Here is a 623-nt window from a genome sequence, read left to right as displayed (position 1 = left end):
ACCTTGAACAGTTTCAGATTAAAAATAACCAGATTAAATTAAATATTCTAACAGAGCAGGATGCCAATGATATTTATTTGGCAATGCATACATCTTTGGATGTATTACGAAAATTTCCCGCAAGTTTACCGTGGGCTCTTGAAAAACCAGATCTACTTGCAACACAAGCATTTTGTAAATGGGCTTTGCTGGAGTTAATCAATAAAACAAAATTTATTTATAGTATTCGTCTAAATGAAAATAATCACTTTTTAGGGGTTATGGATGTACATGATATTTCATGGGAAAAAAAGAGTGCAAATGTAGGCTTTTGGGGAAATGTTGAGTATCAGGGAAATGGGTATTTGACCGAAGCGTTGACGCTATTTACTCGGTGCATGCTAGATCATTATCAATTTAAAAATTTATTTGCGTATGTAGATGAAGAAAATACAAAAGCCCGAAAATTATGTGAAAGGACTGGATTTGATTTATTGGAAATTCAAGAGAATGTTAAAAGGAATCCAGTTGATGGAAGTCTAAGAAATATTTGTAAATATGGGATAGAGCATTAAAAAAATATTCAAAATTCGAATTGGGCTATCTAAAAATAAAAAATTAAATAGTCCAAATCAAACAAAAAC

At 31.1% G+C, this 623-nt stretch carries 1 protein-coding gene; it reads left to right on the top strand.

The genetic code is table 11. The features are described from left to right. Positions 1-554: GNAT family N-acetyltransferase (locus tag KPC_RS20240; protein WP_146196705.1), on the top strand; the 554-nt coding region annotated here is incomplete at its 5' end. Positions 555-623: the final 69 nt, after the last annotated feature.

The organism is Acinetobacter stercoris, from assembly GCF_900323515.1.
Lineage (GTDB): Bacteria > Pseudomonadota > Gammaproteobacteria > Pseudomonadales > Moraxellaceae > Acinetobacter > Acinetobacter stercoris.
This window is presented reverse-complemented; position numbering and strand designations above follow the sequence as displayed.